Source organism: Nocardioides sp. CFH 31398, assembly GCF_022436705.1.
Lineage (GTDB): Bacteria > Actinomycetota > Actinomycetes > Propionibacteriales > Nocardioidaceae > Nocardioides.
Window position 1 is genome coordinate 137,747 of record NZ_JAKUHT010000005.1, and the last position, 21,906, is coordinate 159,652.

Below are 21,906 nucleotides of genomic sequence, written 5' to 3' on the forward strand. Positions count from 1 at the left end.
GGGTCACGGGTTCTGGTGCGCCAGCCGCAGCTCGAAGAGCTCCGACGGCGAGATGGGCATGGCGGTGATCGCCAATCCGTCCTCACGCAGCCCTTCGGCGTCCTCGATGGCGGCGGCGAAGACCGCGGCCGACGGGATGACGCCGGCCTCGCCGGCACCCTTGATGCCGAGGGGGTTGAGCGGGGACGGCGTCTCGAGGTGGTCGACGTCGATGCCGTCGGGGACCTCGCTCACGTAGGGCATGAGGAAGTCCATGAACGACGCGTTGAGCAGCTGGCCGGAGGAGTCGTAGGCCATCCGCTCGTACAGCGCCCCGCCCACGCCCTGCGCCACGCCGCCGTGGATCTGGCCCTCGACGATCATCGGGTTGATCAGCGTGCCGCAGTCGTGGACGACGGCGTACTGGAGGATCCGGATCTCGGCCGTCTCCGGGTCGGTCTCGACGATCACGGCGTGCATCCCGGAGGCGAACGTCGCCCGCTCGGGCGAGTAGAAGTCGCGGCCCTCGAGGCCGGGTTCGTCGTCCTCGGCGACCGGCGGCTTGCCCGGGTCGCCGACCTGGAACTGCGTGGCCCGCTTCGAGGCCTCGTCGAAGGCGTACCGCAGCGGGTTCGACAGCACCGAGATCGTGCCGAGGTCGAGGCTCACCTCGGGGGCTCCCTTGACGGAGACCACGCCGTCGACGATCTGCAGGTCGTCCTCGGACGCCTCGAGCGCGTCGGCGGCGATCCGCAGCGCCTTCTCCTTGGCCCGCCTCGCGGCGAGGTGGACGGCGGAGCCGCTCATCACCGCCGCGCGGGAGGCGAACGTGCCGACGGCGTACGGCATGCGCCGGGTGTCGCCGGTGACCACCTCGACGTCGGAGAAGCGACACCCGAGCTCGTCCGCGACCAGCTGCGCGAACACGGTCTGGTGGCCCTGGCCCTGGCTGGTCAGGCCGGTCGCGACCTTGACCTTGCCGGTGGTCTCGACGTGCACGTGCGCGCCCTCGTAGGGCCCGACGCCGGTGCCCTCGACGTAGCAGGCGAGGCCGAGGCCGATCCGTCGTCCCTCGGCGGCGGCCTGACGCTGGCGCTCACCGAAGGTGTCCCAGTCGACGAGCGCCTTGATCTTGTCGAGCATGGCCGGGTAGTCGCCGGAGTCGTAGGTCAGCGGTCGGCCGTCCTGGAACACCAGGCCGTGCTCGTAGGGGAACTCGTCGGGCTGGATGAGGTTGACGCGGCGGACCTCGGCGCGGTCCTTGCCGAGGTGCTGCGCGATCGCGTCCATCGTCCGCTCCATCGCGTAGCAGCCCTGGGGCCGCCCGGCGCCGCGGTACGGCGTGACGATGACGGTGTTCGTGTAGAGCGAGTGGAAGACAACGCGGTAGGCGCCCGGCTTGTACGGCCCGAGCAGCTGCGTGGAGGTGATGATCGGGACGATCAGCCCGTACGGCGTGTAGGCGCCGTGGTCGTGCCAGAGCTCGACGTCCAGGCCGAGCAGGCGGCCGTCGTCGTCGAAGCCGACCTCGACGTGCTGGACCTGCCCGCGCTCGTGCGCGGAGGAGATGAAGTGCTCGCGGCGGTCCTCGACGAACTTCACCGGCCTGCCCAGCGCGCGGGCGGCGTACGGCACGAGGAGCTCCTCGGGCCACGGGTGGTTGATCTTGACGCCGAAGCCGCCGCCGACGTCGGGGGTGATGACGTCGACCTGGCCGAGGTCGAGGCCGAGCTTGACCGCGACGGCGGCGCGGACGCCGGTCGAGGACTGGGTGGAGGTCCACAGCTGGAGCCGGTCCAGCGCCGGCTCCCAGCGGGCCACGGTGCCGCGGCCCTCGAGCGGCATGCAGGCGCTGCGCTCGATGTCGAGGTCCAGCGACAGCCGGTGCGGGGCCGCGGCGACGACGGCGGGCGCGTCGCCCCCGGTCTGCTGCTCGAGGCGGGCGCCGAGGTTGCCGGGCACGTCGTCGTGGACGAGGTGCTCGGCGGCGCGGGCGGCCTCGATGCCGACCACGGCGGGCAGGACGTCGTAGGTGACCTTCACCTTGCCGACGGCGTCCTCGGCGACGTAGCGGTCGGTGGCGACGACGAAGGCGACGGCCTCGCCGACGTAGTTCACCTCGTCCTTCGCCAGCGCGTACTGCGTGCGGCCGTGGGTGAGCGCCGGGTGCGGGATGAGCAGCGGCAGCGGTTCGGCCATCGGGCCGGTGAGGTCGTCGTAGGTGAGGACGGCGTGGACGCCCTCGACGTCGAGGACGGCGTCGAGGTCGATGTCGACGATCCGCGCGTGCGCGTGGGGCGAGCGGACGACGGCGGCGTGCAGCAGGCCCGGCCCGACGTCGATGTCGTCGGTGTAGGCGCCCTGCCCGCGCAGCAGGCGCTGGTCCTCGACGCGCTGGACGCCCTGCCCCATGAGCTTGATGGTCACGAGGGACCACCCGCCTCGGTGATCGAGGCGTGAGGGCCCCCCGGGCCCGGGCCTCGAGATCCCCCGCGCCGCAGCACCGCCGCGCACTCCACGGCGGCGACGATGTTCTGGTAGCCGGTGCAGCGGCAGAGGTTGCCGCCGATCATGTCCCTGGCCTCCTCGTGGGTGGGGTCGGGGTTCTCCTCGAGCCCGGCGGTGATCGTGGTGAGGAAGCCGGGGGTGCAGAAGCCGCACTGCAGGCCGTGGCACTCGCTGAACGCCTGCTGCACCGGGCCGAGCGACCCGTCGGGGCGGGTGAGGCCCTCGACGGTGGTGATGTCGACCTCGACGGCGGCGACCGCGAACATCAGGCACGCGCGGGCGGATCTGCCGTCCACGAGCACGGTGCACGCGCCGCACACGCCGTGCTCGCAGCCGACGTGCGTGCCGGTCAGCCCGAGGTCGTGGCGCAGCGCGTCGCTCAGCAGCCGTCGGGCGGGCACGCGGAGGTCGTGGACGACGCCGTTCACGCGGAGGCGGACGTCGTGGACGGCCTCGCCGGTCTCGCCGGTCTGCGCGGAGACGGTCATGCGGCTCCCCTTCCCTGTCGGTCCTCGTGCGCCTCGCGGAGCACACGGGCGGTGAGGACGCGGACGAGCTGGGCCCGGTACGCCGCGGAGGCGTGCACGTCGCCCCCGGGCTCGAGGTGCGCGAGCGCCGCCTCGCCGGCGTCCGCCGCGTCGACGCCGGTGACGTCGACGACGGTGGGGACGTCGTTGACGGAGAGGTACCCGACGCGGGCCGAGGAGGCGTCCACGTGGGCGGCGACGCCGACCATCGCGTAGTCGCCGTGGCGCCGCGCGAGCTCGGCGAACCCGACGCCGGCGTCGTCCGCGAGCGCGGGGAACCACGCCGACGTGGCGACCTCGTCGGGCGCCAGCGACGACTCGAGCGGACCGACGAACAGGTCGGCGGCCGCGATCGTGCGGCGGCCGGCGCCGCCCACGACCTCGACCGTGCCGCCGAGGACGGCGAGCACCACCGGCATCTCCGCGGCGGCGTCGGCATGGACGATCGAGCCCACCGTCGTGCCGCGGTTGCGGATCGTCGGGTGCGCCACGTGCGACAGCGCGGCCGTCACCAGCGGCTGCACCCGTCGTACGTCGGGGCTGGCGAGGACGTCGGCGTGCCGCACCATCGCCCCGATCCGCACGCCCCCGTCGTCCGCGGTGAGGGTGTCGAGCCCCTCGACGGCCGAGATGTCGACGATCGTCGCCGGCGCCGCCAGCCGCATGGTCAGCAGCGGGACCAGGCTCTGCCCCCCGGCCATCACCTTCGCGTCGGGCTCGGAGCCGAGCAGCGCGACGGCCTCGTCGAGGGTCCGCGGACGGTGGTAGGCGAAGGGGGCGGGCTTCATAGCGCCTTCGTCACCTCGCCGGAGGTGCTCGACCGCCCGGTGCGGGCCAGGTGGAAGTAGACGATGACGAGCAGCGTGCCGAACGCGATGCCGGAGAGCTGGAAGTCGTCGGTGATCACCAGCGTCACGTTGCCGACGCCGACGATGATGCCCGCGGCGAGCCCGACCAGGTTGACGGGGTTGCCGAAGTCGACCTTGTTCTCGACCCAGATCTTGGCGCCCACCAGACCGATCATCCCGTACAGCACCACGGTGATCCCGCCGAGCACGCCGCCCGGGGTGGCGTTGACGATGGCGCCGAACTTGGGGCACAGGCCGAGGAGGATCGCGACGGCCGCGGCGACGTAGTAGGCCGCCGTCGAGTAGACCTTCGTGGCGCTCATGACGCCGATGTTCTCGGCGTACGTCGTGGTCGGGGAGCCACCGAACGCGCTGGCGAAGGCGGTGGCGAGGCCGTCGGCACCGATGGCGCGGCCCATGTAGGGATCGAGGTCCTCGCCGGTCATGTCGGCGACGGCCTTCACGTGGCCCAGGTTCTCGGCGATGAGCGCGACGACGCCGGGCAGCACGAGCAGCACGAAGGTGAGCGAGACGCTGGGGCCGTGGACGACGGGGACGCCGTCGGCCAGCGTGCCGCTGGGTAGGCCGATCCAGTCGGCGGCCGCGACGCCGGACAGGTCGACCCGGTCGTGCTCGACCGGGTCGGGCCCCGTCGGCAGCACCGAGGTGATGGGACCGAAGATGCCGTCGAAGGCCCACGACAGCAGGTAGCCGAAGATCAGCGACAGGAAGACGGCGATGCGGGACCAGAAGCCCGGCAGCAGCACGGCGCCGGCGACGAGGAAGGTCGCGGTCAGCAGCGCCACCCACTGGTCCTGGGGCCAGTAGGTCTGCGCGACGACGGGCGCGAGGTTGAAGCCGATCAGCATGACCACGGCACCGGTGACGGCGGGCGGAAGGACCCGGTGGATCAGCCCCACGCCCGCGAAGTGCACGAGGACGCCGACCAGCGCTAGCACGATGCCGGCGACCATGATCGCCCCGGTCACGTCGGCCGAGTCGCCGCCCTGGAGACGGATCGCGGCGACGCCGCCGACGAACGCGGCCGAGGTGCCGAGGTAGCTCGGCACGCGGTTCGAGCAGATCAGCAGGAACAGCACCGTGCAGATGCCGCTGAACATGATCGCCAGGTTGGCGTCGAGGCCCATGACCAGCGGGAAGACGAACGTCGCCCCGAACATCGCGACGACGTGCTGGGCGCCCAGGCCGATCGTCTTGCCCCAGGGCAGTCGCTGTCGGGGCCCGACCGCCTCGCCGGGGGCCGGGTCGACCACGTCCCACTTGAACATCGACATCAGGCGCACGCCCCTTCACTGGTCCACGGAGCCCGAGAGTCCCGCCAACGTAGTGAGCCGGATCTGGACCGCTCGACGGCAGGGTCTGCCAGAGGAACGAGGGTGCGGTTGGCAACGTGCGCCGGTCAAGGCGCGAAGTCGGGCCGGCGGCTCCGCGTCGTCGAGACCGCCGTGGGCAGCGGGACTACGCCACCACGTCCAGCACGCGCAGGGCCACCGCGACGTCGAGTCGGAGGTGGGGGTCGCCGGCGACGGGGCCGAGCAGGCGCTCGAGCTTCGAGACCCGGTAGCGCATCGTGTTGTAGTGGAAGAACTGCTTCCGCGCGGCCTCGGCGACGTTGAAGTTGGTGTCGATGAGGACCTGGAGGGTCTCCCGGAGGTCGGCCGCCTCCTCCGTGCGCTCGGCGAGCGGGCCGAGGACGTCGGCGACGAACGACTCCAGCTCCCGCTGCTCAGGCACGAGCGCGATCAGCCGGTGCAGGCCCAGCCGGTCGAAGAACGCGAGCGCGCCGATGCCCTGCACCCGTCGTCCGACCTCGACGGCACGGCGGGCCTGCAGGTAGGCCTCCGGCAGGTCGTCGACGGTCCCGGCGACCCTGCTGACGCCGACCGAGAACGGACGGCGGCCGCCACCGCGGTCGCCGCGCACGGCGGTCACGGCCCGGTGGACCAACGACTCCCCGGGCAGGCCCTCCTCGTCCGCGGACGCCGGCAGCAGCGTGACCACCTCCGAGGAGAAGTCCACGCTGGGGATGCCGTCGCCGAGCTCGGCGCCGACCTGGCGCCAGGCGGCGGCGAACCGCTCCTGCCACTGCCGCCGCCGCGCGCTCGAGACGGGCGCGTCGTCGTCCGGCCGGTCGAGCTGGGCCGAGACCACCACCACCGGGCGGCGCAGGTCCCAGCCGAAGCCCTCCGCGTGCTCCGCGACGTAGGCCGGGTCGGGGGCGCGGCGCATCAGCAGGTCACGCAGGAAGTCGCCCTGGTACTTGTTCTCGACCGCCGTCACCGCGGCCTCGCGGGTGATGAGGAGGGCGGCCACGGCGGCGGCGCGCTCCAGCGACTGGACGTCGTCGTGCCCGAACGGCCGCGTCGTCCGCACGCACACCAGCCGCGCGAGGTCGGCTCCCCCGGCACCGACGAGCATCAGCCGCGCCTCGCCGTCCCCGACCGGGATGCCCCGCGGGCCGATCCGCTCGACCCGGACGCGGCCGGTCGGGTCGAGCAGCTGGTGCTCGGCCAGGACGCCCCGGACGCGGTCGCTCACCGCCGCGGCCCGCTCCCGGCCGTCGGAGGACGTCACGAGCAGCGCGATGTCGAGCACCCGGCCGACCTCGGCCGCGATGCCGGCCAGGTCGCCGCCCTCGAGCACGATCTGCGTCAGCGCGGTGTGCAGCGCGTCGATCCGTGCCAGGGCCTCGGGTCCTGCCGTGGTCTCGCTCACCAACCGCTCCTCGTCGTCAGCAGGATCTGCCTACTCCCCGGCGGCCCTTCGGCACAACCTCACGTCGAGAGAGGCTAGCGGGGCGCGTTAGCGTCCCGGTGATGCTCCCCGTCGCCGCCCCGCCCCGCGTCCGGGACCTGCTGCGCGCCGCCCCGGACGGCCCGGTCCCCGTCCTGCACCGCGGCCCTGTCGCGACGTACGTCGAGGTGTCCGGCCGCTGCGTCGGCCTGCTGGCCCGCGACGCCGTCGCCGTGCCGTGCGGCCTGCGTTCCGACCTGCCGCGACTCGACCACCTGAGCCCCCTCGCGGCGATGCGCGGCGGGGTCCTCCACGTGGGCGGGACCCCGCTGCGGATCGGCCGGCTCGTCGACGTCCGGGTGCCGGTCGTGCCCTCGCGGGCCACCGCCCCCGCGCCGCTGCCGACGTCGCTGCGGGTCGGGCGGGGTGGTGGTCTCACGCCGTACGACGACGACGTCCTGGCGGGCTGGCTCGTCACGCACCGCGCGGCCGGCGTGGCCACCGACGACGTGGACCACCTCGTGCGCGCCCTGTTCCGGCGCACCACCCTGCTCTCCGCCACGCTGCTCGACTGCGCCATGCACGGCGAGGCCCTCCCCGAGCTGGCCGACTGGCTCGCCGCCGCCGGGACCCCCGCCGAGGACGACGCCACGCGGGCGCTGCTCGCGGTCGGCCACTCCTCCGGCCGCGGGATGCTGCACGGCGCGACCACCGCGCTGAGCCACCTGAGCCCCGCCCGACGGATCGGAACCGCCGCATGAGCACCACCCACGTCGAGCTGCGCCCCGGCGCCTACGCCGACTCCGTCGCGCTCCTCCAGGTCAGCCGCGCGGTGCAGGCGCTGCCGGGGGTCGCCTCGGCCCAGGTCGCGATGGCGACCGGCCTCAACGTCGAGGTCCTCTCCGGCATGGGCTTCGAGGTCCCCGCGCACGCCGGGCCGAACGACATGGTCGTCGCGCTGCGGCTCGACGGGGACGGCGACCTGGACGCCGCGCTCGCCGGCGTCGCCGCGGCCCTGGCCGACGCGGGCCGGCGCGGCAGCACCTCCGCCGAGCTCGCGCCGCACCGGACGACGGCCGCCGCGCTGCGGGAGGTCCCGCCCGGCGAGGACGCCGTCGTGCTCGTGTCGGTCCCCGGCCCCAGCGCCGTCGTCGAGGCGGTCGACGCGATCGAGGCCGGCTGCGACGTCATGGTCTTCAGCGACAACGTGCCGCTCGCCGACGAGGTCGCGCTGAAGCGCGCCGCCGCCGAGCGCGGCGTCCTCGTGATGGGCCCGGACTGCGGCACCGCCGTCGTCGGCGGCGTGGGTCTGGGCTTCGCCAACGTCGTCGCGCCGGGGCCGGTCGGCGTCGTCGCGGCGTCCGGCACCGGCGCCCAGCAGGTGCTCGCCCTGCTCGACCACGCCGGCGTCGGCGTCACCCACGCCTACGGCGTCGGCGGGCGCGACCTGTCGGCCGAGGTCGGCGCCCTCGCCACCCGGGAGGCCCTGCGCCGGTTGGACGCCGAGCCCGGCGTCGAGCGCGTGCTCCTGGTCTCGAAGCCGCCCGCCGAGGCGGTCGCGGCCGACGTGGGCGCCCTCGCGGACTCCCTGGCGACCCCCGTCGCGACCGCCTTCCTCGGCGCGGGACACCCCGACCTCACCGCGGCCACCGAGACGCTCCTCGGCGACCTCGGCGTCGCCGTCCCCGACTGGCCGGTCGCCGGCACCGCGCGACCGCCTCACCCGGGGCGTGGTCGAGCGGTCCGCGGACTGTTCGTCGGCGGCACCCTGTGCACCGAGGCCCGCCTCGTCGTCGAGGGCCTCCTCGGCGCCGACGGGGGCCACCTCTTCACCGACTTCGGCGACGACGAGTACACCTCCGGGCGCGCCCACCCGATGATCGACCCCACGCTGCGCACCGAGGAGGTCGTGCGCGCGGCGGCCGACCCGGCGATCGGCGTCCTGCTGCTGGACGTCGTCCTCGGTCACGGCGCCGAGCCCGATCCCGCGGCGTCGCTCGCCCCGGTGCTGGCCGGGCTCGAGGTCCCCGTCGTGGTCACGGTCGTCGGCACCGCCGGCGACCCCCAGGACCACGCCCACCAGGTCCGCGCGCTCACGGAGACCGGCGCCGAGGTGCACCTGTCCAACGCGGGCGCCGCCCGTCGTGCCGCCGAGCTCGCCGGCGCCGCCGACCACCCCACCCGCCTCACCCAGGAGTCCGCTCGATGAGGGTCGTCACCACCGGCACCGAGCTGCTCGCGGACGCCCTCGGCGCGCAGGCCGTCGCCACCGAGCGGGTCGACTGGCGGCCCCCCGTCACGGCGACCTCCGACGTCACCGCCGATCTGGCCCGGGTGGCCCTGGACCCCCGGCGGGCCGAGGCGAACCGTCGCGCGGTCGAGGCCGTGCTCGGCGTCACCGCCCACCTGGTCGACGTCGGTCCCGCCTCGGAGGTCCTCGGCCTCGAGCGGGGGCAGTTCCTGCACGCGGGCCCGCCGATCGGCTGGGACCGCGCGTCCGGGCCGCTCCGCGGCGCCCTGATGGGCGGCGCCGCGCTCGAGGGCCTCGTCGACGACGCGGAGGAGGCCCCCGCCCTGTTCGAGGCCGGCGCGTTCGACCTCGAGCCGTGCCACCACCGGGGTGCGGTCGGCCCGATGGCCGGCGTGGTCACCCCGAGCATGTGGATGTGGGTGCTGGAGGACCTCGAGACCGGGCGTCGTACCCACTGCACGCTCAACGAGGGCCTCGGCAAAGTCCTGCGGTACGGCGCCTACTCGCCGGAGGTCCTCACCCGTCTGCGGTGGATGGGCGACGTCCTCGGGCCGCTCCTGCGCTCCGCCGTCCGGCGGGTGCGCGACGAGTCGGGACCCGTCGACGTGACCGGGATCCTCACCCAGATGCTGCAGATGGGCGACGAGGCCCACAACCGCAACCGCGCCGGCACGCTGATGACGCTGCGCGACCTCGGACCCGCCCTCGTGCACTCCGGGGAGCCCACCGACGTCGCCGACGTCCTGCGCTTCGTCGGCGGCAACGACCACTTCTTCCTCAACCTCGCGATGCCCACCTGCAAGCTCGCGCTCGACGCGGCCCGCGGGATCGACGGCTCCACCATGGTGGTCGCGATGGCCCGCAACGGCACCGACTTCGGGATCCAGGTCGCCGGCACCGGGGACGAGTGGTTCACCGGCCCCGCGCAGGTCGCCGAGGGTCTGTTCCTGGGCGACTACGGCCCGGACGACGCCAACCCCGACATCGGCGACTCCGCCATCACCGAGACCGCCGGCATCGGCGGCTTCGCGATGGCCACCGCGCCCGCCATCGTGCGCCTGGTGGGCGGCACGGTGCCCGACGCGCTCGCGGCCACGCGGCGCATGCACGAGATCGCGCTGGCCGAGAACCCGCGCTGGACAGTGCCCGTCCTCGACTTCCAGGGGACCCCGACCGGCATCGACGTCGCCCGGGTCTGCCGGACGGGGATCCTGCCGCAGATCAACACCGGCATGGCCGGCGCGGTCGCCGGGGTGGGCCAGGTCGGCGCGGGGCTCGTCACGCCCCCGGCGGAGATCTTCCCCGCCGCGCTGGCGCGGCTGGCCGAGCTCGTCCCGCGGTGAGGCGTCCGGCCGCGCCTGCCACGATCGTCCCGTGACGGAGGAGAACGCCGGCGCCGCGGTCGTCGTCCTGGGCGCCGGCTCGGGCAGCCGCAGCGGCGCGAGGGTCAACAAGGTGCTCCTTCCCCTGGCGGGCGTCCCCGTCCTCGCCCGCTCCGTCGTCGACGCCCTGGACACCCCGGGCGTCGTGCGGGTGGTGGTGGTCGTCCGTGACGGCGAGACCGCCACCGTGTCGGACGCGCTCGCACCCCACCTCGCCGACGACCGGACGGTGGACCTCGTGGTCGGCGGCGCGGACCGGCACGCGTCGGAGGAGCGGGCCCTCGCCGTCCTGGCCGACGACGTGGCCGACGGCCGGGTGGACGTCGTCGCGATCCACGACGGCGCGCGCCCCCTGGCCGGTGCGGACCTGCTGTCCCGCGTCCTCGACGCCGCCCGCGCCCACGGCGGGGCCGTCCCGGTCGTCCCGGCTCCCGCGCTGGTCAGCCGCGACGGCGCGCCGGTCGCCACCGGTCTCGTCGCCATGCAGACGCCGCAGGCCTTCCGGGCCCGCGACCTCCTCGCCGCCTACGAGGCCGCGGCCGCGAGGGGCCACCGCGCCACCGACACCGCGGGGACGGTCGCCGCCCACGGCGCCGAGGACGTCGCGGTGGTCGCGGTCCCCGGCGACCCGGCGAACCTCAAGATCACCTGGCCGGGCGACCTCGACGTGGCCTCACGCCTGGTCTGAGGCCGCCTCGGCGACCGCTTCCGAGACCGCCTCGAGCACCCGCAGGTCGTCCTCGCCGGTGACCCGGCGACCGACGGCCGGGGCCTCGAGCAGGACCGGTGTCCCCCGCTGCCGCAGGGAGGCGACGAGCTCGACGGGGTCGGTGGGCGGCCACCCGTCGTACGACGCGACGACGGAGGCGGGCAGCACGACCGGGGAGGCGACGGCGACGAGCCCGTCGCGGTCCACCAGCTCCCCCAGCCGGGGCGGGTCGCCCGGGGCGAGGGTGCGGACGGTGTCCGTGACCGGTCGGACGGCGACGACGGCGGCGTCCTGCTCCCGCGCCGCCTCCAGGCAGCCCACGAGGAAGGCCGGCGGCGTCAGGGGGCAGAGAGCGTCGTGGAGCACGACGTCCGCACCGGTGGCCCTGACCCTCGCCCACGGCGTCCCGGCGTCCACGGCGTCGACGCCCGCCGCCGCGAGGGCCTCGGCCGCGCAGGCGACGAGCGCGGTCCCGTGGACGACGGCGTACGGCAGGGTGCCGCGTCCCTCGTCCAGCACCACCCCGAGGGCCGGGTCCGACCCGGCGGGACCGGTGGCGTCGGGCTCGTCGTCCCAGCCGCCGATCGGCCCCGGGGACACGACAGGGCCCCCGGGTTCGTCCCGGGGGCCCTGGTCGTGTGCGTGGGTGTCGCTCAGGAGGCCAGCACCTCGTCGAGGATGCCCTCGGCCTTGTCCTCGTTGGTGCTCTCGGCGAGCGCGAGCTCGGAGACGAGGATCTGGCGAGCCTTGGCGAGCATGCGCTTCTCGCCCGCGGACAGGCCGCGGTCGCGCTCGCGGCGCCACAGGTCGCGGACGACCTCGGCCACCTTCATGACGTCGCCGCTGTGCAGCTTCTCGAGGTTCGCCTTGTAGCGGCGCGACCAGTTGGTCGGCTCCTCCACCTGCGAGGCGCGGAGCACGTCGAAGACGCGGTCCAGGCCCTCCTTGTCGACGACGTCCCGGACGCCGACCAGGTCGAGGTTGCATGCGGGGACTCGAACGACGAGGTCCTGCTGGGCGACGATGCGGAGGACCAGGTACTGCCGGTCCTCGCCCTTGATGGTCCGGTTCTCGATGTCCTCGATGACCGCGGCCCCGTGATTGGGGTACACAACCGTTTCGCCGACGGTGAATGTCATATGTACGTTTCCCCTTCCGAAGGACCCCCATCATACCACGGCGTAAGGGGTGCTTCCTCAACGTTTCCGCAGGTCAGAGGCTTGCGCGGGGCTTGACAGACGGCAGGATTCGTGTCTCGACCCGCGTGGCGGGCCCAACGGACGGACCGCTCCCGGCGCCGTCCACCAGGGTCTCACGGAGCCCCTGATGGACGTCGCGGCGACCTGGTTCCGGGGTTGCCCTCCCGCGGAGCGACGGTTGCGCGGATACTTCCGCGCATGGGTGGAGAGCGTGACCGGGGGGCCGACGCCCGTGAGGGCGCGGGGGTGCCGGCGGCCGACCCGGCGGCCGCCGCCAAGGCGCAGAAGAAGGCCGAGAAGCAGCGCCGGGCCGAGGAGCGGCGTCGCCGCTGGGCACGGCCCGAGGCGGCCGCCGTGGAGAACTCGTCCGGCGACGAGACCGACGACCCCGTCGGCGACACCGCCGTCCTGACGCGGTCGGAGCCGGACGACGCGCCCGCGGACGAGGTCACCGACGAGGTGGTGGGCAGCGCCGCCACCCCGAAGCAGACCAGGGCCGAGAAGAAGGCGGCCAAGGCGCAGCAGAAGGCCGAGCAGGAGGCCGGGCGCGGGTCCGCGAAGGACTCCGGACAGGGCTCGCAGACCCCGACGCAGGCCGCGCCCGAGGCGGAGAAGCGGGACGACGGCGACGCCGCCCCGACCACGGCGGCTCCGGTGGTCCCGGCCCGCGGTCCGAAGGCCCTCTGGTTCCTCCTGCTCGCGGCCCACCCCCGGCAGGCGGTCGTCACGGCCGCCGCCCTCGCGGGCGCGGCGGCCCTGGCCGGCCGCCCGCCGGAGCAGGTCGGCCTGCTCGCGGCGATGGCCCTGGTCGGCCAGGCCATGCTGGGCTGGCACAACGACCTCGTCGACCGCGACCGGGACGCCGCCGTCCTCGCCCGCAACCGCGACGCCGAGACACCGCGACGCCTGGCCCGCAAGCCCCTCGCCGAGGGCCGGCTCGAGCCCGGGTCGGTCTGGTACGCCTTCGCGATCGCCGGGCTGCTCCTGGTTCCGCTGTCGGTGTCCAACGGCGTGACGGCCGGCGTGACGTTCCTCGTCGTGGTGGCGATCGGGATGATCGCGAACATCTCGCTGCGGCACGGCTGGTTCTCGCCCGTGCCGTGGGCGGCCTCGTTCGCGCTCTACCCCGCCGTGCTGTCGTACGCCGGGCCGATCGGCGGCCCCGAGGGCCTGGCGCCGAACCCGGTGCTGGTCGCACTTTCCGCCGCCCTGGGCGTCGTCGTCCACGTGCTGCGGTCGCTGCCCGGGCTGGTCGACGACCACCGCGACGGTCTCAAGCACCTGCCGCTGCGGCTCGCCCTGAAGGTCGGGGCCCCCCGTCTGCTCGCCCTCGGGTCGGTCCTCGCGGCCGGCCTCGTCATCGCGCTGGTCACGGTGGCCGCGCAGCAGGGCCTCGTGCAGTAGTCGGGCCGGGGACGGGCGCCACGCGGGCGCCGGCGCGCCGGTACGCTTGGCCCGTGCCTCAGCCCCAGCGTTCCCTGCTCCGGCGTGCCGCCGTCATCGGCGCGGCCACCCTGGCCCTCCCGGCCCTCGCGTCGTGCGGCTTCGACGAGAACACGAACATCGTCTACACCCCCGCGGAGGGGACCTTCGACCGCAGCGCGTCGGTCGACGTCCTCGGTGCCGCGATCGTGTCGACGGACGGCAACGGCGAGGGCACCTTCGTCGCCGGGTTCTCGAACGAGACGTCCGAGACGGCGGCCGTGACCGCGATCGGCGGTGACGTCACCGCCGAGCTGGACGAGCCGATCGAGCTCGCGCCGCAGGGCTTCGTGCAGCTCGCCGAGGAGGGCGGCGTCCCCGTCACCGGTGACTTCGAGATCGGCGACTTCCTCGTCGTCGAGATCAGCTACTCGACCGGGCAGGACGTGACCTTCGACGTGTCCGTCGTCCCGAACGCCGGCTACTACGAGGGCATCGACGGTCCGATCCCGACCGAGATGGACGAGTACGACACCGAGGACCTCTACACGCCGGCCGACGAGGTCGTCCCTGGCGAGGGCGAGGGCGAGTGAGCACCGACGGCGGCCCCGACGGCGCACGCACCCTGATCCTGCTCCGCCACGGCGAGAGCGACTGGAACGCGAAGAACCTCTTCACCGGGTGGGTCGACGTCGACCTCACCGAGAAGGGCCGCGCCGAGGCCGTCGCCGGCGGACGCCTGATCAAGGAGTCCGGCCTGCTGCCGGACGTCGTCCACACCTCGCTGCTGCGCCGCGCCATCACGACGTCCGCGCTCGCGCTGGACGCCGCGGACCGCCACTGGATCCCCGTCCGGCGCACCTGGCGCCTGAACGAGCGCCACTACGGTGCGCTGCAGGGCAAGGACAAGAAGCAGACCCTCGCGGAGTACGGCGAGGAGCAGTTCATGCAGTGGCGGCGGAGCTTCGACGTCCCCCCGCCGCCGATCGACGCCGACGACGAGTACTCCCAGGACGGCGACCCCCGCTACGCCGACCTCGGCGACGAGATGCCCCGCACCGAGTGCCTCGCGGACGTCATCACCCGGCTGATGCCCTGGTGGGAGGGTGACGCCGCCGCCGACCTGCAGCCCGGCCGCACGGTGCTGGTCGCCGCGCACGGCAACAGCCTCCGCGCGATCGTCAAGCACCTCGACGGCATCAGCGACGACGAGATCGCCGGCCTCAACATCCCCACCGGCCAGCCGCTGGTCTACCGCCTCGACGACTCCCTCGCCCCGCTCACCCGCGGCGGCGAGTACCTCGACCCCGAGGCGGCCGCCGCCGCCGCGGAGGCCGTCGCCAACCAGGGTCGCTGACGCGGAACGCGACGGGCCACGACTCGCGTCGTGGTCGCCGGCGGGGTCGAGGCGCATCGTGACCCGCTGAGCCGACGGACCGGTCGTGGTCCGGCGGTCTCGAGGCGGACGCTCGCTCCCGGTCGGACCATGCGAGCCGGGGCTCGACCGGTCACGTCGCGACCGGGCTGCCGATGTGCCGACTTGGCTGACGATGTTTCGTCCGCCCGGTCGGGGTTTCACCAGCCGGCTGGTGAAACCTGAGACAGGTGAGACAGACGGGACGACGGCGAGCGGGTCAGGTGGAGACCGGGAAGTCCCCGGTGACCACGAAGACGACGCGGTTGGCGATGCCGACGGCGTGGTCGGCGATGCGCTCGTAGTAGCGGCCGAGGAGGGCGACGTCGACCGCGGCCTCGACGCCGTGGGTCCAGTCCTTGCGCAGCAGCTCGGTGAAGTTGAGGCGGCGGAGCTTGTCCATCTCCTCGTCGATCTCGGCGAGCCGCGCGGCGGTCTCGACGTCCCGCTCGGTGATGACCACGCGCAGCCGGCCGACCATCTCGAGGGCAATCGTCGACATGCGGGTCATGGTGGGACGCAGGTCCTCGGGCACCGCCAGCCCGGGCACGCGCAGGCGCGCGACCTTCGCGACGTGCTCGGCGAGGTCACCCATCCGCTCGAGCTCGCTGACGATCCGCAGGGCGGCGACGATCTGGCGCAGGTCGCCGGCGACCGGCTGCTGCAGCGACAGCAGGTTGAAGGCGTCGTTCTCGACCTTCTCCCGGCGGAGGTCGATCTCCGCGTCGGCGCTGATGACGCGCTCGGCGGTCTCGGCGTCCCCCGTGAGCAGCGCCTGGGTCGCCGTCTGCACCGCGACCTCGACGAGTCGGGTCATCTCGGACAGGTCGGCGAACACGCCCTCGAGCTCGTCGTAGTAGGCCTCACGCATGACGACCAGCCTAGGCGGGTGCGCGGCGGGCTTCTGGCCTGCGGCGATCCGGTCCGTGAACGGGCAGTGAAATCTGGGTCGCGCACACGTCGGCCCGCCCGGCCGCGCGGTAGGCCGCGGGCGTCGTCCGTACGATCCACCCCGTGGATCCCACCGTCCAGGCGTTCCTGGCCGCGATCGTCGGTGCGATCGTGGCCGGTGTCACCGTGCTCGCCTGGCACCTGTCCGACAAGCAGCAGAACCGTCGCCCGGAGGTCGTCGAGCCCGCGGTGCCCCCCGGCGTGGCCACCGTCCTGTCGGTCCTGCGCAGCAGCGCGGTCGTGGTCGACGAGAACGAGTCGGTGCTGAAGGCATCGGCGCCGGCGTACGCCCTCGGCCTCGTCCGCGGCAACGAGCTGGTCGCCGACGAGCTGGCCGACCTGGTGCGCGCCGTCAGACGCGACGGGCAGATCCGCGAGATCGAGATGCAGATGTCGCGCCCGGGCGGGACGCCGGACCGCCACGTCACCGCCCGCGTCGCACCGCTGGGCTCGCGGATGGTGCTGGCGCTCGTCGAGGACCGCACCCGCGAGCGCCGCGTCGAGGCCGTACGACGGGACTTCGTCGCCAACGTCAGCCACGAGCTCAAGACCCCGGTGGGCGCCATCCGCCTCCTGGCCGAGGCCGTCTCCGACGCGGCCGACGACCCGGAGGCCGTCAAGCGGTTCGCGGGCCGGATGAACCACGAGTCCGAGCGTCTCGGCACGCTGGTCCAGCAGATCATCGAGCTGTCGCGCCTGCAGGGCGACGAGCCGCTGGAGACCCCCTCGCGGGTGTCGGTCGACGAGGTCGTCGCGACCGCGATCGACACCTCCGCGATCGACGCCGCCGCGCGACGCATCAACCTCGTCGCGGGAGGCGAGGAGGGCCTGGAGGTCCTCGGGAACGCCGACCAGGTGGCCGTCGCGGTCGGCAACCTGGTGGCGAACGCGGTCGCGTACTCCCGGGAGGGCTCCTCGGTGCTGGTGAGCGCACGCGCCGACGAGGACACCGTCGACCTGTCCATCACCGACCAGGGCATCGGCATCCCGGCCGGGGAGATCGACCGCATCTTCGAACGCTTCTACCGGGTCGACCCGGCACGGCACCGCTCCACCGGCGGCACCGGTCTCGGGCTGTCGATCGTCAAGCACGTCGCGGCCACCCACGGGGGCGACGTCCGCGTCTGGTCCGTGGAGGGCCAGGGCTCCACCTTCACGCTGACGCTCCCCCGGGCGTCCTGATCAGCAACTACCGTTGACCACGGCACGACGTGCCGCCGAGCCGCAGCAGAGCCGCAGCAAGAGAGGGACCCCCGTGACCAAGGTGCTCGTCGTCGAGGACGAGGAGAGCTACAGCGACGCGCTGGCCTACATGCTCCGCAAGGAGGGGTACGAGGTCGCCATCGCCGCGACCGGCGACGACGCGCTCACCGAGTTCGACCGCAACGGCGCGGACATCGTGCTGCTCGACCTCATGCTCCCGGGCATCCCGGGCACCGAGGTCTGCCGCCGCATCCGCCAGACCTCCAGCGTCCCGGTGATCATGGTCAGCGCGAAGGACGACGAGGTCGACAAGGTGGTGGGCCTCGAGCTCGGCGCCGACGACTACGTCACCAAGCCCTACTCCCCCCGCGAGCTGGTCGCCCGCATCCGCGCGGTCCTCCGTCGTGGCCACGACAGCGGCGGCGACGTCGCCAGCCCCACCCTCGAGGCGGGGTCGGTCCGCATGGACGTCGAGCGCCACGTCGTCACCGTCGACGGCACCGAGCAGCGGCTCCCGCTGAAGGAGTTCGAGCTGCTCGAGATGTTCCTGCGCAACCCCGGCCGCGTGCTGACCCGCGGGCAGCTCATCGACCGCGTCTGGGGCTCGGACTACGTGGGCGACACCAAGACCCTCGACGTCCACGTGAAGCGCCTGCGCGCCAAGCTCGAGAAGGACCCCGGCGACCCCTCGTTCCTCGTCACGGTGCGCGGGCTGGGCTACAAGCTGGACGTGTGACTCCCCGCGACTGAGGGACGAGGTCGCTGGGAGTCACACGTGTCAACCCGTGGGGTGGTGCCCCCCCCCGCGTGGGTGGGGCGGGGGGGCTGCCCCACCCACGCCCAGCGCAGCCCCGACGCCACGGCCGAGCCTGCGAGGCCGTGACGCGTCGGGGATCGAGCGAGCGCGCGACCGAGGGACGAGGTCGCGACCGCGGGTCGAGATCTCGGTGGGCCGACGTGCGCCCAGCACCGGGCGTCGTACCACCGCCCCAGCCTGAGGACGTCGAGTCGGCACGTCTGCGCACCGTCGGCGGGCGGAAGCGGTGGACGAGCGGGGTCCTCGCGACACGGGCCGTGCCGACTCGACCCCGTACGGCTGCGCAGACGTGCCGACTCGACGCCGTACAGCTGCGCAGACGTGCCGACTCGACGCCACGGCAGCATCTCGACGTACGACGTCCGGAACCCGCGCGACGGGGCGCCGCCGGGGGTCCTAGCGTCGTGGCGTGACCACGGTTCCCCCGGCCGAGCCCGGCCTGCCTCCCGAGGAGGTCCTGACCCCCGGACGACGACCCGCGACGGCCTGGCTGCCGCTGGCCGCGGTGGCGTTCACGCTGCTCGCGTGGGCCTCGGCGTTCGTCGGGATCCGGCACCTCGGCGAGACGGTGCCGCCGGGCTCGCTGGCCCTGGGCCGGCTCGTGGTCGCCACCGTCGCGCTCGGGGTCCTGCTGCTCCTCCAGCGCCGGCGGATCCGCGTGCCCCCGCGTCGCACCTGGGGGCTGCTGGCCCTCGGCGGGGTGTCCTGGATCGGCGTCTACAACGTCGCCCTCAACGCCGGGGAGCAGCGGGTGGACGCCGGGACGGCCGCCCTCGTCGTCCAGGTCGGTCCGCTCATCGTGGCGCTGCTCGCGACCACCCTGCTCGGGGAGCGCCTCACCCGCTGGCTGGTGGCGGGGCTGGCCGTGGGCTTCGCGGGCGTCGTCCTCATCGCCCAGGCCTCCTCGGCGGGCCCGAGCGGCGACCTCGTCGGCGTGCTGCTCGTCCTCGTCGCCGCCCTCGGGTTCGCCGTGGGTGTGCTCACCCAGAAGAAGCTGCTCGCCGACCTGGGCGCGCTCGAGGTGACGTTCTGGTTCTACGTCGCCGGCACCGTCGCCTGCCTGCCCTGGACCCTCGAGACGGTGGACGTCGTCGGCAGCACCTCCGCGGTCGACCTCGGCTGGTGGTTCTACCTCGGGCTGGTGCCGTCCGCGCTCGCCTTCACGACCTGGGCCTACGCCCTCTCCTCGGCCGACGCGGGCGGGTTCGCGATGCTCACCTTCCTCGTCCCGTTCCTCACGGCGCTGATGGCGTGGCTGACGCTCGGCGAGGTGCCCCCGCCCCTGGCGTTCGTCGGTGGGGCGCTGTGCATCGCCGGGGTGCTGCTGACGCGGCGGCGCCCGCGTCCCTCAACCCAGGAGGGGTAGCGGGCGGCCGGCGTCGCCCAGCGCCTCCCCCTCGGCGGCGTCGGGCCGCACCCGACCGGTGCCGAGCAGCGCGACCCGCTCGTCACCCCAGGCCTCGGGGAAGCGGACCCCGCGCAGGACGTCGAGGACCCGCCGCGTCTCGGCCAGGCCCTCCACGGGCGGGCCGGGGGCGTCCGGCAGGTCGACCACGAGGTCGAGGTGGTGCACCGTCGCCTCGACGACGAGCGTCGAGGCCAGGTCGGCGACGGTGAGCACGTGGCCCTGGGTGGCGACGAGGTCGGCCTGGTCCGCCAGGGTCACCGCGTGCGACGCGGCGGGCGCCGTGTCGCGCCACAGCGCGAGGAGCGCCCGCTCGCCGTACGCCGCCGCCACCCGCCGCACCAGCGCCGCGTGCCCGGCACCGCCGTCCCCCTGCTCGGGGTGGAAGTCGCGCCAGTAGTCGAAGCGGTCGCGGTCGGGGGCCCGCTCCCCCGGGCTGGCCAGCGTGACCAGGGCTCGCTGGGCGTCGAGCAGCAGGTGGAAGGTCAGGTCCCGGACCGACCAGCCCTCCGCGCGCGTGGGCCGCTCCCAGTCGGCGTCCACGAGGCCGTCGAGGACCCCGCTCAGCGCGTCGTACGACGCGACGAGGACGCCGGGGCTCACGGCCGCCTCACGGCTGCTGGCTCACGGCTGGGGGTCCGGGTCGTCGCCGGCCTCCAGCCAGCCCCGGAACGCCTCAAGGTTGTGCGTCGGCTCGCCGCGCAGTCGTCGCCACTCCCACTCCTTGCGGATCGAGGTGGCGAACCCGAGCTCCAGGATGGAGTTGAACGACTCGTCGGCCCAGGCGAGGACGGAGCCGAGCAGCGTGTCGAGCTCCTCCGGTGCCGTGGCCAGCAGCGGCAGCCTGCCGTCGAGGTAGATGTCGCCGGTGCGATCGACCGCGAACCCGACGCCGTACGTCTTGAGGTTGCGCTCCAGCAGCCAGCGGTAGACCCGCTCGTGGTTCTCGTCGGGGTTGCGGCACACGAAGGCGTGGACGCCGAGCGCGTGCGTGCCGACGTCGAGGCGCACGGGCGTCTGCAGCTTCTTCTCGCCCGGCAGGGTGATCGAGAAGACGCCGGGCCGGAGCTCGGTGTGCTCGACCTCGTTGTCCGCCAGCCACTGCCGTACGGCGGCCACCGCGGCCTCGTCGGGGAGGTCGCCGGTGATCTCGCCGTCGATGTCGCTCATCGGCCGCTCACCAGCCGTTCATCGGCCGACCAGCGTGGCCGGGCCCGGCTCAAGCTCGCGGCGGCGCAGCTGTGCGGCGCGGGCGTACACCTCGAGGGTCCGCTCGGCGGTCTGCTCCCACCCGAACCCCGCCGTCCAGCGCACCGCGCCGGCGGCCAGCCGCTCACGCAGTCCCTCCTCCACGAGGACCCGCCGGATCGCCGCGGCCCAGTCGTCGACGTCGTGACCCTCGACCAGCAGGCCGCTGCGCTCGTGCGAGACGGCGGTGGTGAGCCCGCCGACGGCCGCGGCGACCACGGGCGTCCCGCTCGCCTGCGCCTCGACGGCCACCAGGCCGAAGGACTCGTTGTACGACGGCACCGCGACCAGCGTGGCCGCGGCGTACCAGCGGGCGAGGTCGCTCTGCGCCATCGGCGGCACGAAGCGCACGACGTCCGACAGGCCGAGCTCGTCCGCCAGCCGCCCGAGGGCCTCGGGCTTCTCCAGGCCCGAGCCGGAGGGCCCCCCGACGACGGGGACGACCATCCGGTCGGCGAGCTCCGGCGAGTCGGCGAGGAGCCGGGCGACCGCCCGCAGCAGGACCTCGGGCCCCTTCAGTGCCTGGATCCGCCCGGCGAAGAGCACCACGTGGGCGTCTTGCGGGAGCCCCAGCGCCTCGCGCGCCGGACCGCGGCCCGTGGGGCGGAACACCCCGAGGTCGACCCCGGGGTGGACGACCTCGACCCGTCCGGGGTCGGCGTCGTAGCACTCGATGAGCTGCTTGGCCTCCTGGTCGGTGTTCGCGACGAGCATGTCGGCGGCGGCCACGACCTGCTCCTCGCCCAGCACCCGTGCGGCGGGCTCGGGCACGTCACCGGCCGCCAGGGCGGCGTTCTTGACCTTCGCCATGGTGTGCATGGAGTGGACGAGCGGCACCCGCCAGCGGTCCCGGGCGAGCGCCCCGACCTGGCCGGACAGCCAGTAGTGGCTGTGGACGACGTCGTAGTGGCCCACCTCCTCCGCGGCCTCGGCGCGCAGCACCTCGCGGGCGAACGTGCACAGCTGCGCCGGCAGCTCGGTCTTGTCCAGGCCCTGGAAGGGCCCGGCCACCACGTGGCGCACGCGGACGCCGTCCCCGCAGTCGACGACCGCGGGCAAGCGGGAGGAGGTGGCGCGGGTGAAGACGTCGACCTCGGTGCCGCGCGCGGCCAGGCGCCGGGCCAGCTCGATCACGTAGACGTTCATGCCGCCCGCGTCGCCCGTGCCCGGCTGGTCGAGCGGCGAGGTGTGCAGGCTGATCATGGCCACGCGCCTCGGCTGCGACCGCATCCGACCTCCGTCTCCACCGTGCTTCCGCTGAAGTGCTGCAGGGGCTCGAGGCCCGACCT

General features: G+C 74.2%; 21 protein-coding genes. 10 read left to right on the plus strand and 11 right to left on the minus strand.

What is annotated here, in order from left to right; translation table 11 throughout:
• Window positions 1-3 precede the first annotated feature (3 nt).
• From cutA to MJ876_RS22130, 5 genes are all read right to left on the minus strand, one after another.
• Window positions 4-2,406: an aerobic carbon-monoxide dehydrogenase large subunit gene (cutA, locus tag MJ876_RS05285; RefSeq protein ID WP_240235049.1), complete on the minus strand. Its 2,403-nt coding sequence runs from the start codon at window positions 2,404-2,406 to the stop codon at window positions 4-6.
• Window positions 2,403-2,975 carry a (2Fe-2S)-binding protein gene (locus tag MJ876_RS05290; protein ID WP_240235051.1) on the minus strand — a complete coding sequence of 191 codons (573 nt, stop codon included), beginning with the start codon at window positions 2,973-2,975 and terminating at the stop codon, window positions 2,403-2,405. Before MJ876_RS05290 ends, cutA begins: the two co-directional genes overlap by 4 nt.
• On the minus strand, window positions 2,972-3,802 hold the full coding sequence (locus MJ876_RS05295) for a xanthine dehydrogenase family protein subunit M (RefSeq protein WP_240235053.1): 831 nt from the start codon (window positions 3,800-3,802) through the stop codon (window positions 2,972-2,974). Before MJ876_RS05295 ends, MJ876_RS05290 begins: the two co-directional genes overlap by 4 nt.
• Entirely contained in the window at window positions 3,799-5,157 is a 1,359-nt protein-coding gene (locus MJ876_RS05300; protein ID WP_240235055.1) for a uracil-xanthine permease family protein, read from the minus strand. The genes MJ876_RS05295 and MJ876_RS05300 overlap by 4 nt, the downstream gene beginning before the upstream one ends.
• Before the next feature lie 184 nt (window positions 5,158-5,341).
• On the minus strand, window positions 5,342-6,598 hold the full coding sequence (locus MJ876_RS22130; RefSeq protein WP_240235057.1) for a CdaR family transcriptional regulator: 1,257 nt from the start codon (window positions 6,596-6,598) through the stop codon (window positions 5,342-5,344).
• Between the two features lie 101 nt (window positions 6,599-6,699).
• Here MJ876_RS22130 and MJ876_RS05310 point away from each other — a divergent pair, with 101 nt between their 5' ends.
• From MJ876_RS05310 to MJ876_RS05325, 4 genes are read left to right on the plus strand one after another with little or no spacing between them, the layout of a single operon-like run.
• Window positions 6,700-7,377 (plus strand): DUF2877 domain-containing protein, encoded by a 678-nt coding sequence (locus MJ876_RS05310; RefSeq protein WP_240235059.1) that lies wholly within the window; start codon window positions 6,700-6,702, stop codon window positions 7,375-7,377.
• On the plus strand, window positions 7,374-8,825 hold the full coding sequence (locus tag MJ876_RS05315; RefSeq protein WP_240235060.1) for an FdrA family protein: 1,452 nt from the start codon (window positions 7,374-7,376) through the stop codon (window positions 8,823-8,825). Before MJ876_RS05310 ends, MJ876_RS05315 begins: the two co-directional genes overlap by 4 nt.
• A complete protein-coding gene (locus MJ876_RS05320; RefSeq protein ID WP_240235061.1) occupies window positions 8,822-10,210 on the plus strand; it encodes a DUF1116 domain-containing protein in 1,389 nt (462 codons plus the stop codon). The genes MJ876_RS05315 and MJ876_RS05320 overlap by 4 nt, the downstream gene beginning before the upstream one ends.
• A gap of 31 nt (window positions 10,211-10,241) precedes the next feature.
• The gene (locus MJ876_RS05325; protein WP_240235062.1) at window positions 10,242-10,937 is read left to right on the plus strand and encodes a 2-C-methyl-D-erythritol 4-phosphate cytidylyltransferase; all 696 of its coding nucleotides are present in this window, start codon (window positions 10,242-10,244) and stop codon (window positions 10,935-10,937) included.
• On the opposite strand, the gene MJ876_RS05330 is transcribed toward MJ876_RS05325, so the two are convergent.
• Window positions 10,923-11,558: a 2-C-methyl-D-erythritol 4-phosphate cytidylyltransferase gene (locus MJ876_RS05330; protein ID WP_240235064.1), complete on the minus strand. Its 636-nt coding sequence runs from the start codon at window positions 11,556-11,558 to the stop codon at window positions 10,923-10,925. The genes MJ876_RS05325 and MJ876_RS05330 overlap by 15 nt on opposite strands.
• A gap of 53 nt (window positions 11,559-11,611) precedes the next feature.
• Window positions 11,612-12,097, minus strand: coding sequence for a CarD family transcriptional regulator (locus MJ876_RS05335; RefSeq protein ID WP_240235067.1), 486 nt, complete (start codon window positions 12,095-12,097; stop codon window positions 11,612-11,614).
• Window positions 12,098-12,355: 258 nt separating this feature from the next.
• Between MJ876_RS05335 and MJ876_RS05340 the strand changes: the two genes are divergently transcribed.
• From MJ876_RS05340 to MJ876_RS05350, 3 genes are read left to right on the plus strand one after another with little or no spacing between them, the layout of a single operon-like run.
• The gene (locus tag MJ876_RS05340) at window positions 12,356-13,561 is read left to right on the plus strand and encodes a UbiA family prenyltransferase (RefSeq protein WP_240235068.1); all 1,206 of its coding nucleotides are present in this window, start codon (window positions 12,356-12,358) and stop codon (window positions 13,559-13,561) included.
• Between the two features lie 53 nt (window positions 13,562-13,614).
• The gene (locus MJ876_RS05345) at window positions 13,615-14,172 is read left to right on the plus strand and encodes a hypothetical protein (RefSeq protein ID WP_240235070.1); all 558 of its coding nucleotides are present in this window, start codon (window positions 13,615-13,617) and stop codon (window positions 14,170-14,172) included.
• Window positions 14,169-14,936, plus strand: a complete 768-nt coding sequence (locus tag MJ876_RS05350) for a phosphoglyceromutase (protein ID WP_240235072.1) — start codon at window positions 14,169-14,171, stop codon at window positions 14,934-14,936. Before MJ876_RS05345 ends, MJ876_RS05350 begins: the two co-directional genes overlap by 4 nt.
• A gap of 277 nt (window positions 14,937-15,213) precedes the next feature.
• Here MJ876_RS05350 and phoU read toward each other — a convergent pair whose 3' ends face one another.
• Entirely contained in the window at window positions 15,214-15,864 is a 651-nt protein-coding gene (gene phoU, locus MJ876_RS05355; RefSeq protein ID WP_240235073.1) for a phosphate signaling complex protein PhoU, read from the minus strand.
• A 143-nt stretch (window positions 15,865-16,007) separates the two neighbouring features.
• On the opposite strand from phoU, the gene MJ876_RS05360 reads away from it, so the two are divergent.
• The 3 genes from MJ876_RS05360 to MJ876_RS05370 all read left to right on the plus strand — a co-directional run bounded on the left by MJ876_RS05360 (window position 16,008) and on the right by MJ876_RS05370 (window position 19,330).
• Entirely contained in the window at window positions 16,008-17,126 is a 1,119-nt protein-coding gene (locus MJ876_RS05360) for a cell wall metabolism sensor histidine kinase WalK (RefSeq protein ID WP_240235074.1), read from the plus strand.
• Window positions 17,127-17,199: 73 nt separating this feature from the next.
• Window positions 17,200-17,883: a response regulator transcription factor gene (locus MJ876_RS05365; RefSeq protein ID WP_240235076.1), complete on the plus strand. Its 684-nt coding sequence runs from the start codon at window positions 17,200-17,202 to the stop codon at window positions 17,881-17,883.
• A 490-nt stretch (window positions 17,884-18,373) separates the two neighbouring features.
• Window positions 18,374-19,330, plus strand: coding sequence for a DMT family transporter (locus MJ876_RS05370; protein ID WP_240235079.1), 957 nt, complete (start codon window positions 18,374-18,376; stop codon window positions 19,328-19,330).
• On the opposite strand, the gene MJ876_RS05375 is transcribed toward MJ876_RS05370, so the two are convergent.
• Genes MJ876_RS05375 through mshA form a run of 3 tightly spaced genes read right to left on the minus strand, consistent with a single transcriptional unit; the run spans window position 19,313 to window position 21,820 of the window.
• Entirely contained in the window at window positions 19,313-19,972 is a 660-nt protein-coding gene (locus MJ876_RS05375) for a maleylpyruvate isomerase N-terminal domain-containing protein (protein WP_240235081.1), read from the minus strand. The two genes, MJ876_RS05370 and MJ876_RS05375, sit on opposite strands and share 18 nt — an antisense overlap.
• Window positions 19,973-19,993: 21 nt before the next feature.
• Complete coding sequence (locus MJ876_RS05380; RefSeq protein ID WP_240235082.1) at window positions 19,994-20,539, minus strand: YbjN domain-containing protein; 546 nt, start codon at window positions 20,537-20,539, stop codon at window positions 19,994-19,996.
• A gap of 18 nt (window positions 20,540-20,557) precedes the next feature.
• A complete protein-coding gene (gene mshA / locus MJ876_RS05385) occupies window positions 20,558-21,820 on the minus strand; it encodes a D-inositol-3-phosphate glycosyltransferase (protein ID WP_240235084.1) in 1,263 nt (420 codons plus the stop codon).
• Between the last annotated feature and the right edge of the window lie 86 nt (window positions 21,821-21,906).

Bases quoted from the DNA above. Each gene is read 5' to 3' on its own strand.
- MJ876_RS05300 (WP_240235055.1), bottom strand. From the start codon at position 5,157: ATGTCGATGTTCAAGTGGGACGTGGTCGACCCGGCCCCCGGCGAGGCG.
- MJ876_RS05320 (WP_240235061.1), top strand. From the start codon at position 8,822: ATGAGGGTCGTCACCACCGGCACCGAGCTGCTCGCGGACGCCCTCGGC.
- MJ876_RS05335 (WP_240235067.1), bottom strand. From the start codon at position 12,097: ATGACATTCACCGTCGGCGAAACGGTTGTGTACCCCAATCACGGGGCC.
- MJ876_RS05310 (WP_240235059.1), top strand. From the start codon at position 6,700: ATGCTCCCCGTCGCCGCCCCGCCCCGCGTCCGGGACCTGCTGCGCGCC.
- mshA (WP_240235084.1), bottom strand. From the start codon at position 21,820: ATGATCAGCCTGCACACCTCGCCGCTCGACCAGCCGGGCACGGGCGAC.
- MJ876_RS05315 (WP_240235060.1), top strand. From the start codon at position 7,374: ATGAGCACCACCCACGTCGAGCTGCGCCCCGGCGCCTACGCCGACTCC.
- MJ876_RS05380 (WP_240235082.1), bottom strand. From the start codon at position 20,539: ATGAGCGACATCGACGGCGAGATCACCGGCGACCTCCCCGACGAGGCC.
- phoU (WP_240235073.1), bottom strand. From the start codon at position 15,864: ATGCGTGAGGCCTACTACGACGAGCTCGAGGGCGTGTTCGCCGACCTG.
- MJ876_RS05295 (WP_240235053.1), bottom strand. From the start codon at position 3,802: ATGAAGCCCGCCCCCTTCGCCTACCACCGTCCGCGGACCCTCGACGAG.
- MJ876_RS05290 (WP_240235051.1), bottom strand. From the start codon at position 2,975: ATGACCGTCTCCGCGCAGACCGGCGAGACCGGCGAGGCCGTCCACGAC.
- MJ876_RS05340 (WP_240235068.1), top strand. From the start codon at position 12,356: ATGGGTGGAGAGCGTGACCGGGGGGCCGACGCCCGTGAGGGCGCGGGG.